Below are 15,355 nucleotides of genomic sequence, written 5' to 3' on the forward strand. Positions count from 1 at the left end.
TTACTCTTCGCTATCTCCTTCTCCGCTAACGGTCACATCTTCAGCAAACCATTCTTCGGAAATTTCCTTTAATGTTCCATCTTCATGGAGCTCATCCATCGCTTCGTTCAAATCCAATATTATCTGTGCATTCTCTTCAGTCTTTCCAAAAGGGAATCCAACAGGTTTTTCGCCAAAGGAATAGTCAATAACTTTCAAAGCGATATCTTTATCCTTTACCATCGCTAACATGGATTCTCTGCCCGATACATATGCATCATTTTTCCCGTTAGCAACGTTTTGAAAGATCACTTCCAACCCGTCAAAAGTTGTCAATTCAATTTCGTCATTTGGATCATTTTCTTTTAGGACTTCCCCGTAATTGGAACCAAGTAAATTCGCAACATTTTTTCCTTTTAAATCTTCTAATGATTGGATGGAGTCATTATCTTCACTAACCCCAATCCCAACCCGCGAATAAAAATAAGTATCCGTGAAATCAAATTTCTTTTGTCTTTCTGGAGTGTCTGCAAAATCAGCCAATGTATCTATTTTCCCTGTTTCCAGTGAAGCGATAAGACCTGACCAATCTGCAACTTCCCATTCAATTTCATATCCAGCTTTTTCAATGATTTTTTCTGTGATATCAACAGAGAAGCCTTTCAATTCATCATCTTCCATATAAAAGTGGGGATACGCATCCGGCATTGCACCGACTTTTATGACATCTTTCTTATCTGAACTGTTCTCTGTTTCAGCAGCGTTACTCCCGCAAGCTGTTAAGAATAAAAGTCCTATCATCATTATAAAAATAATTTGCTTTTTCAAATCGCAATTCCTCCTGTTGTTATCTTTCGTATGGTAGATTTATTTTCTTTTCATACCAAGTTTGCAGCCTACTATATAAAGCGGTTAATGCCCAGTAAATCAGTCCTACTGCAAGATATGCTTCGAAAAAATTAAGCGTTGCAGATGCTATCAGTTTCCCTTGGGCCAATAACTCGGTGACACCAATTGTGAATGCCAATGAGGTATTTTTTAATAAGCCAATAAATGTGTTTCCTGTCGCTGGAATCGCATTCCGAACAGCCTGTGGCAAGACGATTCCTCGCAACGTTTGACCATAAGTCATACCAACTGTTGCCGCTGCCTCTGTTTGCCCTTCATCCACAGATACGAGTCCAGCCCGAAATATTTCTGCTAAATAGGCTGATGTGTTTAGACTAAAAGCAATGATTGCTGCAGTTTCAGCACCGATGCTGTTAAAAGTTGGAATCAGCTGTGGTAATCCAAAATAAATCAAAAGCAATTGTACGAGCGCAGGTGTCCCTCTAAAGAAGGAAATATAAACTTTTGCTAGTTGCAAAATAACAGGCACCCTATTTACAAGAATAACAGCTAAAATACCACCAACGATAATGGCAATTATCATCGAAACAATTGCCATATATAAAGTAATTGGTATATATTTTAGTAGTTCTGGAATAATTTCAATCATATAGCCAATATCAAAATTCATAAAAACACCGCCAACTTCTATTCAAATCCTTCATGCTTATTTCATTACTTCCCTAACAGAAGGTGAACCATTGGTTTGAAAGTCACCCACCTGTTTTTGATAATCTTGCAGAAACTTTTTCGTTCTTTCGTTTGTTGGGTAATCAAATATTTCCTCCGGTTTTCCTTGTTCTACAATATAACCATCCGCCATAAAAATTACTTTGTCAGCAATTTCCCGAGCAAAATTCATTTCATGCGTCACAATAATCATTGTTTTGCGTCCCTCCGCTATTCCGGAGATCACTCGCAGCACCTCACCTACCCATTCAGGGTCAAGGGACGAAGTTGGCTCATCAAACAAAATCGCATGTGGATCAACCGCTAACGCTCTTGCAATCCCAACTCTCTGCTGTTGTCCTCCTGATAGTTTCACTGGGTAACTATCCGCTTTATCCAACAAACCAACTTTCTTTAATAGGTCGCGACCTATTTCCGCTGCAACTTCTTTTTTCATTTTTTTCGTTACAACTAAGGAATGGGTAACATTTTCCAAAGCCGTTTTATTTTTAAATAAATTATAATGCTGAAAAATCATCGAGGTTTGTTTACGTATATTGTTAATTTGCGACCGAGTAGCCTTTTTTGTATCTAGAACAACTTCTCCGATTTCAAGTTGTCCTCCATCTGGATTCTCCAAATAATTTAAACAACGGAGCAATGTAGACTTACCAGAACCAGAAGGCCCAATAATTGCTACTACTTCACCGTTCTCTACGTTAAAACTAATATCTTTTAAAACTTCCGTCTGCTGAAAGCTCTTTTTTAGATGAGAAACCTTAATCATTGTATCCTCCTTTTACGATGCTAAAGATAAAACAAAGTAATCACTGTGAATTACTACACTTTAATTATATGTTAGTATAGCACAGAATTTCCTCTGTTAGTTATTCATATTTTTTTATAAACATATAGAGTTTCTCTATATGCCTTCAATATTACTCCCCTCATTTTTAGCAATTTGATAGATTGAGCCAAAATAAGTAGGTTTTTCTCCCTTATAGTAGATACTGTCCGTTTTAAGAGAAAGCTTAGATAAGATAGGGATATCTACTGCTTGAAGCTTGTTCGCACGAAGCTCTTTTCGAACGCATATTTCTGGCAAGAAACCAATACCTGTCCCATTCAAAAGTAGTTCCTTGGCTGCTTCCATGCTGTCTACTTCGTATTTTATATCTGGAACTTGCGGCAAATTCTGAAAAAGATTGTGAACCATTGACCAATCTAGCGAACCACATTCAAAAAATACAATATCCTCTTTCGCAATTTCTTCTACATCAATGGTTTCTGTTTTTGCTAAACGATGTTCTGGTTGCACAAATAGCCGAATTGGGCTCTCTAAAACAGCCGCAGATTCTACTAACGTATGATCCTGATTACTTACAAAACCAATATCCACTTCCCGGTCCAGTACTTTTTGTAATATCTCATCACTCGATCCTGTATGGAGTTTCATTTTTACATTTTCATATTTTTCAGCTATTTTCGGGATAATGTAAGGAATTAAATAGTCATTTGCTAATCGAGTAGAACCAATCACCAGCTGATCGGTACCTTCTTTTTCTTTCATTCGTTTTTTCCCTGTTTTATAAGTTTGAATAATTCTTTCCGCAAATGGAAGAAATTCTTTTGCTTGTTCGGTAATGACTAACTGCTTTCCAACCCGGTCAAATAGTTTCGTATCTAGCTCTCGTTCTAATGATTGAATTCGTGCTGTTACTGTTGGCTGGGATAAAAACAATGCTTTCGATGCTTTATTAATACTGCCAAAGTGATTTACTAATATAAAGGCCTCAATATTCTCGATGTTCATGATGATTCCTCCCTGACAGACTAAATAAATTACTGAAAATTTTATGTATTGTTTCTGTTTAAGGAACTAATGAAAAGGATGTCCAATTTGGATTCTATATAAGCACTTACGTTTTATTTTTCAGCACGTTATATATGAATTCTTATAGTAAAATGACATGTTGCCGGACATATTTTTTACTTTCCCTGTTAATGACAACAAATGGTTCTTATAGTTTTATTGGATAATAAATTTAATTACATGCTAATTATACATGAAATAATTAAAGTTAATAGATAAGTGAATTTTGGGCTTATAGATGCTAGTAAGTTTTACTGAACTTTGTTAAGTTTTTAAGGGATAATAAATATTGAAAGATTGTGTCCATATGGGAAACAAAAATACAGGCAAAGCATTTAATGAGATGGCTGTAACTTAATTGAATAAATTCACCCCCTAGCGGAAACAATAATTTTTAGAGAAGGAGTGAATTTATTTCATGGTCCATATAATTATGCTTGCTGGCTTGATAGTGCCTTGGTTTACTTTGTTTTTCACTAGTCCAGAAGAACGAAGAAGGTATATGCCTGTCACTATTTTCACTTCATTATTAATGACAATTATCTTTCAAATTGCTTATACATATGAATGGTGGATCATGCATAAGCAGATTGTTCCTTGGGGCTATATGATTGACGTAAGCTTCGTTTATGGTGTTTTCGCTGTTGGTACCTTTTGGATATTCAGATTCACATCACACGGCTTTTTACTGTATATCGTTGTAAATATAATCATGGATGCATTTATGGCTTTTATTGCGCTCCCGTTCTTAAGTGTTCTAGATATTGCCACATATGAGAATATCGCTCCTTGGGAGTATTTTTTAGTGATCTTTGGCCTCTCATTCATTATTTATTTTTACCACAAGTGGCAACAAAAAATATATAAATCAGATTAATTGGCTGTAGCCAAAATAGTTATATCTTTTCTCCCTTTGTTATGTGTATTATATTCCATTATAAAGAAAGCCTGAATCAGCCACACTTGATTCAGGCTTTCCCTATAGCGCACTCAATACTTTTCTTTTATATCACTGATAAATATATCCCGTGAAATAAATAATTATGATTCAATCATCAGGGTTCTTAACCGATTCATTGCGGCTGCAATTTCGAACGTTCGTGGTCGAGCTAAATCTCCAGGATGTTGATTTGGAAAAGGCGTAAATGAAGCCAGTCCCTGTTCATCGATTTGTTGGTTCACTTGCTTTAATAGAACAGTGAAGTCCTGCTTTTTCTTCAACAATCCTTTTTTCTCCATGTGATGAAGAATTTCTGCAATGGCTCTCGTTTGACTAGGATCGACGAGTTGTTCCACTTGATCAAGCTCCAGGTCGGTGTTGCCATATTGAATACGCGACAATCCGCGCACAGCGACTTTTTCCTTCCGACCCTTGTGGCTATTAAGACTATTTGGGTGTGGTATCCTTTTTGTAATCACCCCAAATTCCTTGCCGCCTTCTTGCTGTCGTTTGATCGTTTTAGAATCGGCTATTTCCTGTGCTTTTTGTGTTACATCAAATGGCTGATATTGCTCCATCATAATAACTGTGTCGGCTACCTCAAAATAGTCACCTGATCCACCCATCACAAGAATCGTAGATACATCGTAATCCTGTTTCAATTGTTTCACTTTATCGATAAAAGGCGTAATCGGCTCTTTTTCTTTGGCGACCAATGCTTGCATACGGCTATCACGGATCATAAAATTGGTGGCGCTTGTGTCTTCATCGATCAGCAAAGTTTGTGTTCCTGCTTCCAGAGCTTCTATAATGTTCGCTGCCTGGGATGTACTTCCACTCGCATTCTCTGATGAAAAGTGTGTTGTGTCTTTTCCAAATGGCAAGTTCTGAATAAATGGAGAGATATCAACACGAGTTACTTTGCGACCGTCTTCCGCTCGAATTTTATATGCAGTAGGATCTGTCAAGACAAACTCACGACCATCTCCCGCTTTATGATCATACACCCCACGTTCAATGGCCTGTAATAAAGTACTTTTACCATGATAGCCTCCACCAACGATCACGGTAATTCCCTGATGAATACCCATTCCTTTTATTGGATCCGCACGATGTGGAATAGGTATCTCTATCTGCATTTCTTCTGGTGCTTTAAAAGGAACGACATTTTTGTTTGTGAGCGGTTGATCACTAATTCCACTAGCACGCGGAAGCACCGAACCATCTGCTACAAACGCAACCAACTGATGCGCTGCCATATATTGACGGATCACCTGTTGTTGGTCAGCCAACACAACCACAGCATGAATCGCTTCAGGATCAAGTGAAAAAATAGATTGCGCCAGTATTTTGGGCAAATGACTGAAAAACAGCTTTTCCGCTTGCTGCCCAAGCACGCTTCTCCCCCTTGCAGGTAACCCAACACTGAGACAAATCGTAATTTCCTTCCCTGTTACCTCTACTGCCGTTCGTTCCATCACTTCTTGTCCAGGTCGATCGTTCGTAATCATGCCACTCTTTCCTGTCCCCATTGCCCTTGGAGCGTTTTGTTGAATGGAATCCGCGACTAAGCGAGCGATATGGTCTTCAAGCGCAATTTTACGCTGACGGTTTTCAAACCAGGAATCTTCAACAATGGTATTTTCACGCGGAACGATATATCTGATTTTCGAAGGACTCGCAAACGGATCCCCTTGTACATAATCTATCAGAAGATGATATTTCTGAAATGAATAGGAACCTTGAATGTCTTTATACGCTTTATAGCCTTTGCCATCTATTCTTGATAATGCTTTCTTTAAATTGTTCAATGTTATGCCTCCGTTTCTTTGCGAATAAAAATCATTTTATGTAAAAGTGTGTGCGTATTATTGTAAATGATTTTTATTTCATTTTAAAGTTTTGTTTGAAAGGAATCCTTTTTGCAAGCATATTATTACGATTAAATATTTGACATACATGTAATGGAAGCAAGTAATGATAAGTAATATGAAGCGTATTAATTCGTGCACGGTCATACTTACATGCCCTTCTTTAAACCCCTTATCTATATTTTGTTCTTTTAAATGAAAATTTCCATTTTTATATATACTTAATTCATTAGTCATGGTACTATTTAACTATTAAAAATCACTTGTTAACAGGAGGATTCCAATGACTGATGAAGAAGGTCAATCAAAAGTAAAAAAAACATTTTTTAAACGTTGGTGGGTTTGGGGAATCATCGTATTAATTGGGATACCAGTATTAGCAAATCTTGTTGGTGTTAATGAGGATGCGGAAGCAACGGAAAATCCAACAGATTTAGAAGCACTAGAAGACAAAGAAAAAGAATTAAATACCAAGGAAAAAGACCTGGATATCAAAGCTGAAGATTTGGATGAAAGAGAAAAAGAACTAGATGACAAGGAAAAAGAATTGGAAACAATTGAAGGGGAACTGGAAGATAAGGAAAAGGAAATTATTTCAAAGGAAGAGGAAAAAGCTGATAAAGAAGCCAAGGCGAAGAAAGAAAAAGAAGAAAAGTCCGAACCCGCTTCTGCTGCAACGGCTAGTAATCCGATAGCTGACCTAAATGATTCGGAAGTGGAATCCCAAATTAAAAATAACGCAGAAACAAACTGGGATACAGATTATCAAATGATTGATTACGAAATAGAGATTCAAACAGAATCCTATAATAGTTTAAAGCAGCTCGAGCTTGATGATGTTCAAGCAGAAATCATGCAAAATGCCTGGGACAGTTGGCAATATGACTTTCAAATGGTTGAATACGAATATGAGATGCAAGTCGAAGCATACGATAAATTGAACAATTAAATTAGCAGTGGAGCATTCTCAAATGCTCCACTGTTTTTCAGTATTATAGGAAAAATGATTGACTAAAAAAGGCTTATGTAGCAGTAAATCTCCACCTGAAATTTTATGTTTTCCTTATATTTTTTAGGAGGCTCTACTGACCGTCAAACTGCTATATTAAAAAAAGAAAAATAACCACCTGAATACTTTGGCCAGCGTTTAGGAGGTTATCTTTCTCTTCCAAATAAAGGTCGCCACTTTGAATGGCAATTACACATGTGACTGGGTAGTTAAACTATCCATTCCCTTTTATATTATATGAATATCTTTATTTAATTATACACCAAAAAAGAAATTTTTTTGTAATATACTGTAAATTCCCTTTGTATGTCAACAACGCTAGTAAGGGCAAACTAAAGTTGATCATAATCACTAACGACTCAAAAATTAACATAGGCATCACACCCTTTTAAGGGATTAGCCACCACCTTGAATACTTAATTACACTTTCTATAATGCATCATAAAATTCTATACCGTCGATTTTATTCAATTGTTCTTTTACACGACGGCACCTACGATCATACTGAGTATTAAATTTCCCCTCAAAAAAAAGGCAGCCCATAAGCCACCTTTCATCCGACATCTTATTTAAATTCCACTTTCACATCATAATCTTCTTCAAATTCCATATCATCCCAAGAGAATATGTGTAATTTCATTTCTAGTTCTTCTTCCATATACAGAAGATCGCCATCATAGTTTTCATTCAGTATAGTAGCTAAACACTTTTCATACTAGCTATTTTTTCATTGAAAAAACTTATTATCCCCACAATTTGCATATTCGTGTACCCTTTTACTATACTAATATCATTACAGTGAATAAATCAGGAGGAAAAAAACCATGCTACCAAATTTCAATGAAAACTTGCAAAAATATGCTGAATTGTTAGTCGCAAAAGGAATCAATGTTCAATCCGGTGATTGGGTAAAAATGACCATTGCAGTTGATCAGGCGCCTTTAGCCCGTTTGATCACAACAGAAGCCTATGCGCTAGGTGCTGAAAAAGTAATCGTTAAATGGTCCGATGATCAAATTACCAAACAACACTACCTACATCAGTCTGAAAAAGTATTGACAAGCATTCCACAATACGAAATTGAAGAATCCGAAGACCATGTATTAAACCATCGCGTCTGTCGACTTTCTATCTTATCCAATGATCCAAACCTATTGAATGAGGTCGATCCTGACAAAGTTGCTGCTTATCAAAAAGTGGTTGGAAAAGCATTTAAAGCTCAGCGCGTTGCAACACAAAATGACGATTTGAAATGGACCGTTGCCGCTGCAGCTGGTGCTGACTGGGCTAGTAACGTATTTCCTGACATTAAAACTTCTGAGGAACAGGTTGATGCCTTATGGGACCAAATTTTTAAGACGTGTCGCATCTATCATGATGATCCTGTTGCGGTCTGGAATGAACATAAAGAAACACTAAAAGAAAAAGCAACGAAATTAAATGACATTCAGTTTGATGCGTTGCATTACACCGCACCCGGGACCGACTTAACGCTCGGCTTACCGAAGAATCATATTTGGCAAAGTGCGGAAAGTTATGATCCTAAGGGTGTAGAGTTTATTGCCAATATGCCGACAGAAGAAGTATTCACAGCTCCCGACACACATCGTATGGATGGTGTCGTTGTCAGTACAAAGCCGTTAAGTTATGCTGGTACGTTAATTGAAGGAATTGAAGTGCATTTTAAAGATGGCAAAATTACCGACATCTCCGCTGAAAGAGGAGACGCAACGATTAAAAAATTGGTCGCAGACAATGAAGGAGCAACTGGCTTGGGTGAAGTTGCTTTAGTTCCGGATCCATCACCTATTTCACAATCAGGAATTACCTTCTTCGAAACGCTATTTGATGAAAATGCATCCAATCACCTGGCGATCGGAGCGGCTTATCCGACAACGATCCAAGGTGGAACAAAAATGAGCGAAGAAGAATTACAGGAACATGGCATGAATGTTTCCACCACCCATGTTGACTTCATGATCGGTTCAGACAAGATGGATATTGACGGTATCAAAAAAGATGGCACGGCTGTACCAATTTTCCGTAACGGAGATTGGGCCATTTAGGGGTCAGTCCCTCACTACGCTAAAGTGGTAAAGGACTATCCATGATAACAGTCTAGAAAGAAGGCAAACCTCCTCACATCTATGTTACGGATGTGAGGAGGTTTATAAAAAAGCGTCCATATCGACAACTTAACTACTTTTATATGTTATCTTAAGCCACCTAATACAACTATAAAATTTTAAAAGTTGAAGGTAACATATTTATCAAGATGTCCATCAAAAAACCACTAGCTGAACAGCTCCAAAATCAAGCCATCCTTCTAGCAGTTTTTATTCTAGTAAATAATTCTATCTCTATAATTTTATACAAACAAACTTAACAACAACACAAACACTAACCCACTCACTGAAATAAGCGTTTCCAGTACTGTCCATGTTGAGAACGTTTCTTTCATGGTCAAACCAAACGATTCTTTTACAATCCAGAAACCAGTATCGTTAACGTGGGAAGCTATGATACTACCTGCACCTGTTGCCAGCACCATTAATTCTACGTTTACGCCTGTCCCCGCCATCATTGGAATAACCAATCCGGCTGTTGTTAGAGCTGCTACTGTAGCGGAACCTTGTGCAACCCGAAGTAGTGCAGCAATCAGCCAAGCTAAGATTAATGGTGAAATGGTACTACCTTCAAAGATCTGGGCAACATAGTCCCCAACGCCACCGTCAATTAATACTTGTTTTAGTGCTCCACCGGCACCAAGAATGAGTAGCATCATTCCAATTGCTGCAACTGCATTCTCCGCTGACTTCATCAGTTGGCTCATAGGAATCTTTCTTGCAACCCCCATTGTGTATACTGCAAGCAGGACAGAGAGCAACATAACAGTTGTTGGCGAACCAATCATTGTCACGATATCGAAGAACCAATTTCCTTCTAGCTCCATCCCATCCTGAATTAACGTAATAATGGTTGAAAGCGCCATTAAAATAACTGGGAATAGTGCTGTAAATGCACTGATACCGAATCCTGGTGTATCTTCTAATTTATATTGCTTTGCATCACCAATCGAAGCCAGGCTACCACTAGGTTCTTTTTCAAAAGCAGATGGTACCAGCTTCCTTGCAACTTTTGCAAATAAAGGACCTGCAATAATGACGGTTGGAATGGCAATTATAAACCCATAAACCAATACCATTCCTACGTTCGCACCGTATTCTTGAGCAATTACAGTTGGCCCAGGATGTGGAGGCAGGAATGCGTGGGTGACGGATAATGCAGTCGCCATTGGCAAACCTAACCATAGAAATTGTATTTTTAATTGTTTAGAGATTTGATATACAATCGGAATTAATAATACGAGTCCTACTTCAAAGAATAATGCGATTCCCAGGATAAACCCAGCAACAACAACTGCCCATTGAATGCGCTTCTCACCGAATTTATCAATGAGTGTCATGGCAATGCGTTGTGCACCACCTGAATCTGCAATGAGCTTACCAAGGATTGCACCAAGTCCGAAGACGAGCGCTATACCTGCTAAAGTGCCTCCCATACCTGCTTCAATTGTTCCAACAATCTCGCTTACTGGCATTCCCAAAGCGAGGGCTATCAAGAATGAGACGACAACCAATGAAATAAATGTATTTAAATTAAATTTCATGATCATGATGAGTAAAACAACAATCCCGAGCGCGACTATAATTAGTGGCACGAATTACACACTCCTTTAAATTAAACTGTTATGATGATGCTACTTTTTATTTCATTCATTCTGTTAAACGCTACATATAGCTGGATTAGCAAACGGTTTTACTCAAACTCAATGACTGCTTTTCGCACTTTATCCGGGTTATTCTCGATAAACTGAAATGCTTCTTTGGCATCATCGATATGGAAACGATGCGTAACGAGACCATCATGTGTTAATTGCTTCGTATTGATGAGCTCAACTACTTTGCCAAATTGATTGGTTTGCAGTCTTGATCCTGTAATCGTCAATTCCTTCTTCGTGATTGGCATCAATGCAATCGATGATGGTGTTGCATTGAATCCTAGTGTAACGACATTACCTGCTTGGGATGCAACATCAACACTTAATTCAAATGTTTGCGGCATACCTACAGCATCAATCACTACATTGGCACCTTCGCCATCTGTAATTTCATTGATTTTTTCCTTTACATCGACTTCTGCTGGATTGATCGTATAATCAACGCCATTCTCTCTCGCAAACGCTAATCTTTCGTTAGTAAGATCGGATATAATCGTTGTTGCACCACGTAGCTTAGCCATTTTCAAAACCGTAATACCAATTGGACCAGCGCCTTGGATAAAGACAGTTTGTCCTTCTTGAACATTTCCTCTCCATGTTGCTTGAGCACCGATCGTATAGGGTTCAGCCATGACAGCTTCATCCCAATTAATCTCTGAATCTACTTGATGCACTTGTCTTTCTGGAAGTACAGCAAATTCTCTCATTCCACCATCTTCATGTACACCAAAAACGGATACTTCTTTACAAACGTTCGGTCTGCCGCTTTTACACGCATAGCACTCCCCGCAATAACTAATAGGCTCGATAACAACGTGGTCCCCAACTGCTACTTTGCTTACATTGGAACCGACTTCTACTATTTCTCCGGCTACTTCATGCCCCACAATTCTTGGATAAGTTGCAAGTGGGTTCGTTCCGTGATAAATATGCATATCCGAACCACAGATTCCTACTCTTTTTACTTTGACCTTTACCTCATTTGCTTGTTCCAATGTTGGTTCTGGCACCTCTAGTATGTCTATACGATGTGCTTCTGGAATTTGAATCGCTTTCATTAAGACCACTCCTTGTATGTTGTAATCCTTTTCATATCTAGTTAAAAAAAGGTTTTTTCAAGTGTCACGCTTTCATTCTAAATTAATTTGTTGACATGTAACATTTCACATATTACATTTAAAGAATACATTATATTTTTTTAGATGTCAAACGCTTTTATTATCTTTCTCCACTCGATTAAAATAGACAGTGTTTTCTTTTTAGTGAAAAAGATATATAATCGTAATGCTATGGCATTACGACGCGTTAAATTGCACTGACATGTTTCATGTTAGTGTGATTTAGGAATAAACAGGGATAATATGGACAAAGGGGATATTGTAATATGGCTAAAATTGAAACCTCTCTATTAACAGAGCAAGTATATGATTTATTACGCACAAAAATTATCGACGGAGAATATCAACCCGGGGATAAGCTGGATATTTATAAACTATCAGATGAATTTGGCGTCAGCCGCTCACCTGTAAAGGATGCAATCAATCAACTTGTCTATGATGGATTGATTGAAATCATTCCCCGCAAAGGAACTTATGTAACCGAGGTAGATTTCACATCATTTCTCGAAACACTTGATGCACGATTAATGGTTGAAATATGGGCTGCGAAACAAGTGATTGCTCGTTTATCTGTAGATAAAATTGATAAATTGGGAAAGGTAGTTCAAGAAATGGACCACGTGCTGGACACGAAGCCATTTTCATTTGAAAAGTATAACAAGCTGGATATGAAATTCCACAATACTTTAGTGGAAGAAACGAACAATCAAACAATAATGGATTTGTTTAACTCGTTTAATACGCATATTGCCTTATCCAGAATTGTCCGCTCCACTTCACTTACAAGCACACTAAAGCGTCATCAAGATCACTGGGAACTTTATCAATCACTAAAAGATAGGAACTTTTCCGCTTTTACTGCGGTCATTTCCGCTCATATTAGAAGTATACAAGAGGAAGCTGCACAGCTTTTTGAAAAAACAAAAGAAACAAACATGTGAGGCTTTCTTAGCGGCTCACATGTTTGTTTTATAATGTTTTGGATCACTAGACAGCCCATTACATTATGCCTTTATTATTCCATTGGCAGGATATACACTTTTCCTTCGATGTATTTTATTAAAAGCTTCTTTCTTAGTGACGCACAGTGGACGACTGACGAAATAAAAGTAGATGGCTATTATTCTCTTCGTACTTCTCTCGTACCCATGACCTGAATTTCCTTTAAAGCCTGTGAGGCTAATTGATCAGCTTCCCGGTTCTCTTTTCGGGAAACTACTTCATATTCCGGTGTGATTCCCAGCTTCTTTATCTGATTTTCAATCCGATCCATCCATTTGGACAATTCCGCTTCGTAACACGGCCATTCATCATTTAATTGGTTAATGACAACCTTGGAATCTCCGACAATCGTAACTGGTAAATGATGTACTTCCAAAATTGCTAATTCCTGCAATGCAAGATGCAGTGCCGCATATTCTGCTTCATTATTGGTATGAAGCTCCTCGACTAAAGCATTTTTACGCAACCGAAATGATTTTTCATTTTTATCATAATAAATGACACAGCCTAAGCCTGATTTTTTTGTTTTCAAATCAAAGCCACCATCAAAATAGACCGTCACATGATGGGCTTCGGTCTGGATTTCTGCCATAAACTTCTTTAATTCTTTTAAGTTCCATGTATTTTCCATCTTATCAATGAAAATTAAATGCTTTGTACGTCCAGTTCTTTCTAAATCCTCAGCAATCATCATTGCTTTACTTGCAGGCATCTCATCTGAATGAAATGTTGCTTCTGTTCCCTTTGGCGTTTGATAGGTTAATACGATGCTGACATTCATACGAATACCACCCTTAATCATTGGTACTTCCTAAATCCATTATGCCCTTTTTATAACAGGTTTATTTCATATGGATCTTCCTCACTCAACGAAACATCTTCCCGGGGTTCAATACCCCTGTAGGATCAAGCATTTGCTTCGTTTTTTTCATAATTTCAACCGCAGCTCCGTGCTCTGCTTCCTGGAATTGCATCTTTCCAAGCCCCACCCCATGTTCTCCAGTACAAGTGCCACCGACTTCAATCGCTCTTATCGCAAGGGCTTCATTCGTATAGAAGGCTTTTTCCCGTTCCCCTTCTATTTTGGGATCAAAGATGACGATAGTATGAAAGTTGCCATCGCCTATATGGCCTAAAATGCCTCCCTTTAATCCGCTCTCCTCAATTAGTTTCCGTGCATAAACAATCATTTCCGGAACACGTGAGATTGGCACACAAACATCTGCACCTGTATCGAGCGTTCCTTGGATGTGTGTATACGCATAAGACAGCTCGTGTCTTGATTTCCAAACTTCCTTTTGTTCTTTGGGATCGCTCGCTACTTCCCAGTCTTGACAACCAAGATCATGTAAAAGCTCCTTCGCGAGTTTTAATTCTTCCTTCACAGCGGCTTGCATACCGGCAAATTCAAAGAATAATGTATGTTTGATGGGATAATCGTAGCCACCATATGTATTTACTTGGTCAATACTCGTTGCATCTACCAATTCCATTCGCATCACTGGAATACCACTCAATAAAATCGTTTGGGATGCTTCCGCACAAGCTTCCAGTGTTTCAAAAGTACACCTGGCCATCAGCGTATGCTCCGGTATTCCGTGCAGTTGTATCGTTATTTCGCTAATGATCCCTAAAGTACCTTCTGAACCAGCAAACAGACCTGTTAAATGGTAGCCAGAAGATGACTTTTTGGCATGTGTACCAGTGTGAATAACTGTTCCATCAGCTAACACCACCTCCAAATCAAGCAGTTGATTCCTTATGGAGCCATATCTTACTGCGGTTGTTCCACTAGCATTGGTTGCGACCATTCCTCCAATCGTCGCATCTGCTCCGGGATCGATGGGAAACATGAGCCCATGTCGGTTTACCAATTTATTTAATTGTAGCCGAGTGATGCCTGGTTGTACCGTGATGGTCATGTCCTCGGGTGAAAAGTCAACCACATTATTCATACGTTCAAAGTTAAGGGAAATTCCTTTTTGAATCGGAATGGCTTGCCCTTCCAACCCTGAACCAATACCAAATGCGGTAACAGGAATGTTATGCGTATATGCTATATTTAAAATTTTTTCAATATCTTTACTGCATTCCGGAAAACAGACTACTTTCGGTTCGATCGCTTGATGTGGCGACTCGTCGTGACTATGGCGATACAATTCAGATTCACTTTGGCTGACTTTGTCACTACCTATTTGTTCTTTTAGCAATGAGATAAACATGGG

13 protein-coding genes are annotated in these 15,355 nt (G+C 38.3%); 4 read left to right on the top strand and 9 right to left on the bottom strand.

All coding sequences use genetic code 11. From position 1 onward, the window contains the following. From JOC34_RS06270 to JOC34_RS06285, 4 genes are all read right to left on the bottom strand, one after another. On the bottom strand, positions 1-807 hold the full coding sequence (locus tag JOC34_RS06270; RefSeq protein WP_239544077.1) for a transporter substrate-binding domain-containing protein: 807 nt from the start codon (positions 805-807) through the stop codon (positions 1-3). Positions 808-826: 19 nt separating this feature from the next. After that, positions 827-1,498, bottom strand: a complete 672-nt coding sequence (locus JOC34_RS06275; protein ID WP_205135843.1) for an amino acid ABC transporter permease — start codon at positions 1,496-1,498, stop codon at positions 827-829. 36 nt (positions 1,499-1,534) lie between these two features. Next, positions 1,535-2,323, bottom strand: a complete 789-nt coding sequence (locus JOC34_RS06280) for an amino acid ABC transporter ATP-binding protein (RefSeq protein WP_205135844.1) — start codon at positions 2,321-2,323, stop codon at positions 1,535-1,537. Between the two features lie 135 nt (positions 2,324-2,458). Beyond that, on the bottom strand, positions 2,459-3,349 hold the full coding sequence (locus tag JOC34_RS06285; RefSeq protein WP_205135845.1) for a LysR family transcriptional regulator: 891 nt from the start codon (positions 3,347-3,349) through the stop codon (positions 2,459-2,461). A 478-nt stretch (positions 3,350-3,827) separates the two neighbouring features. Between JOC34_RS06285 and JOC34_RS06290 the strand changes: the two genes are divergently transcribed. Then, entirely contained in the window at positions 3,828-4,286 is a 459-nt protein-coding gene (locus JOC34_RS06290; protein WP_205135846.1) for a hypothetical protein, read from the top strand. A gap of 164 nt (positions 4,287-4,450) precedes the next feature. On the opposite strand, the gene JOC34_RS06295 is transcribed toward JOC34_RS06290, so the two are convergent. Then, positions 4,451-6,160, bottom strand: coding sequence for an ABC-ATPase domain-containing protein (locus tag JOC34_RS06295; RefSeq protein WP_205135847.1), 1,710 nt, complete (start codon positions 6,158-6,160; stop codon positions 4,451-4,453). Between the two features lie 343 nt (positions 6,161-6,503). On the opposite strand from JOC34_RS06295, the gene JOC34_RS06300 reads away from it, so the two are divergent. Both JOC34_RS06300 and JOC34_RS06305 read left to right on the top strand, forming a co-directional pair. Then, positions 6,504-7,169 (top strand): hypothetical protein, encoded by a 666-nt coding sequence (locus JOC34_RS06300; RefSeq protein WP_205135848.1) that lies wholly within the window; start codon positions 6,504-6,506, stop codon positions 7,167-7,169. A gap of 884 nt (positions 7,170-8,053) precedes the next feature. Next, a complete protein-coding gene (locus tag JOC34_RS06305; protein ID WP_205135849.1) occupies positions 8,054-9,295 on the top strand; it encodes an aminopeptidase in 1,242 nt (413 codons plus the stop codon). A gap of 302 nt (positions 9,296-9,597) precedes the next feature. On the opposite strand, the gene JOC34_RS06310 is transcribed toward JOC34_RS06305, so the two are convergent. Further along, entirely contained in the window at positions 9,598-10,950 is a 1,353-nt protein-coding gene (locus tag JOC34_RS06310) for a gluconate:H+ symporter (protein WP_205135850.1), read from the bottom strand. 98 nt (positions 10,951-11,048) lie between these two features. Beyond that, a complete protein-coding gene (locus tag JOC34_RS06315) occupies positions 11,049-12,068 on the bottom strand; it encodes a zinc-binding alcohol dehydrogenase family protein (protein WP_205135851.1) in 1,020 nt (339 codons plus the stop codon). Positions 12,069-12,394: 326 nt separating this feature from the next. Here JOC34_RS06315 and JOC34_RS06320 point away from each other — a divergent pair, with 326 nt between their 5' ends. Then, positions 12,395-13,069, top strand: a complete 675-nt coding sequence (locus tag JOC34_RS06320) for a GntR family transcriptional regulator (RefSeq protein ID WP_205135852.1) — start codon at positions 12,395-12,397, stop codon at positions 13,067-13,069. 179 nt (positions 13,070-13,248) lie between these two features. On the opposite strand, the gene JOC34_RS06325 is transcribed toward JOC34_RS06320, so the two are convergent. Then, the gene (locus tag JOC34_RS06325) at positions 13,249-13,911 is read right to left on the bottom strand and encodes a reverse transcriptase-like protein (protein WP_205135945.1); all 663 of its coding nucleotides are present in this window, start codon (positions 13,909-13,911) and stop codon (positions 13,249-13,251) included. Between the two features lie 85 nt (positions 13,912-13,996). Beyond that, complete coding sequence (locus tag JOC34_RS06330; RefSeq protein WP_205135853.1) at positions 13,997-15,352, bottom strand: FAD-binding oxidoreductase; 1,356 nt, start codon at positions 15,350-15,352, stop codon at positions 13,997-13,999. Positions 15,353-15,355 lie beyond the last annotated feature (3 nt).

This window comes from Virgibacillus halotolerans, assembly GCF_016908515.1.
GTDB lineage: Bacteria > Bacillota > Bacilli > Bacillales > Amphibacillaceae > Virgibacillus_M > Virgibacillus_M halotolerans.

Coding starts and splice junctions, on each gene's coding strand:
- JOC34_RS06300 (WP_205135848.1), top strand. CDS start 6,504: ATGACTGATGAAGAAGGTCAATCAAAAGTAAAAAAAACATTTTTTAAA.
- JOC34_RS06305 (WP_205135849.1), top strand. CDS start 8,054: ATGCTACCAAATTTCAATGAAAACTTGCAAAAATATGCTGAATTGTTA.
- JOC34_RS06320 (WP_205135852.1), top strand. CDS start 12,395: ATGGCTAAAATTGAAACCTCTCTATTAACAGAGCAAGTATATGATTTA.
- JOC34_RS06290 (WP_205135846.1), top strand. CDS start 3,828: ATGGTCCATATAATTATGCTTGCTGGCTTGATAGTGCCTTGGTTTACT.
- JOC34_RS06315 (WP_205135851.1), bottom strand. CDS start 12,068: ATGAAAGCGATTCAAATTCCAGAAGCACATCGTATAGACATACTAGAG.
- JOC34_RS06330 (WP_205135853.1), bottom strand. CDS start 15,352: ATGTTTATCTCATTGCTAAAAGAACAAATAGGTAGTGACAAAGTCAGC.
- JOC34_RS06280 (WP_205135844.1), bottom strand. CDS start 2,323: ATGATTAAGGTTTCTCATCTAAAAAAGAGCTTTCAGCAGACGGAAGTT.
- JOC34_RS06325 (WP_205135945.1), bottom strand. CDS start 13,911: ATGAATGTCAGCATCGTATTAACCTATCAAACGCCAAAGGGAACAGAA.
- JOC34_RS06285 (WP_205135845.1), bottom strand. CDS start 3,349: ATGAACATCGAGAATATTGAGGCCTTTATATTAGTAAATCACTTTGGC.
- JOC34_RS06275 (WP_205135843.1), bottom strand. CDS start 1,498: ATGAATTTTGATATTGGCTATATGATTGAAATTATTCCAGAACTACTA.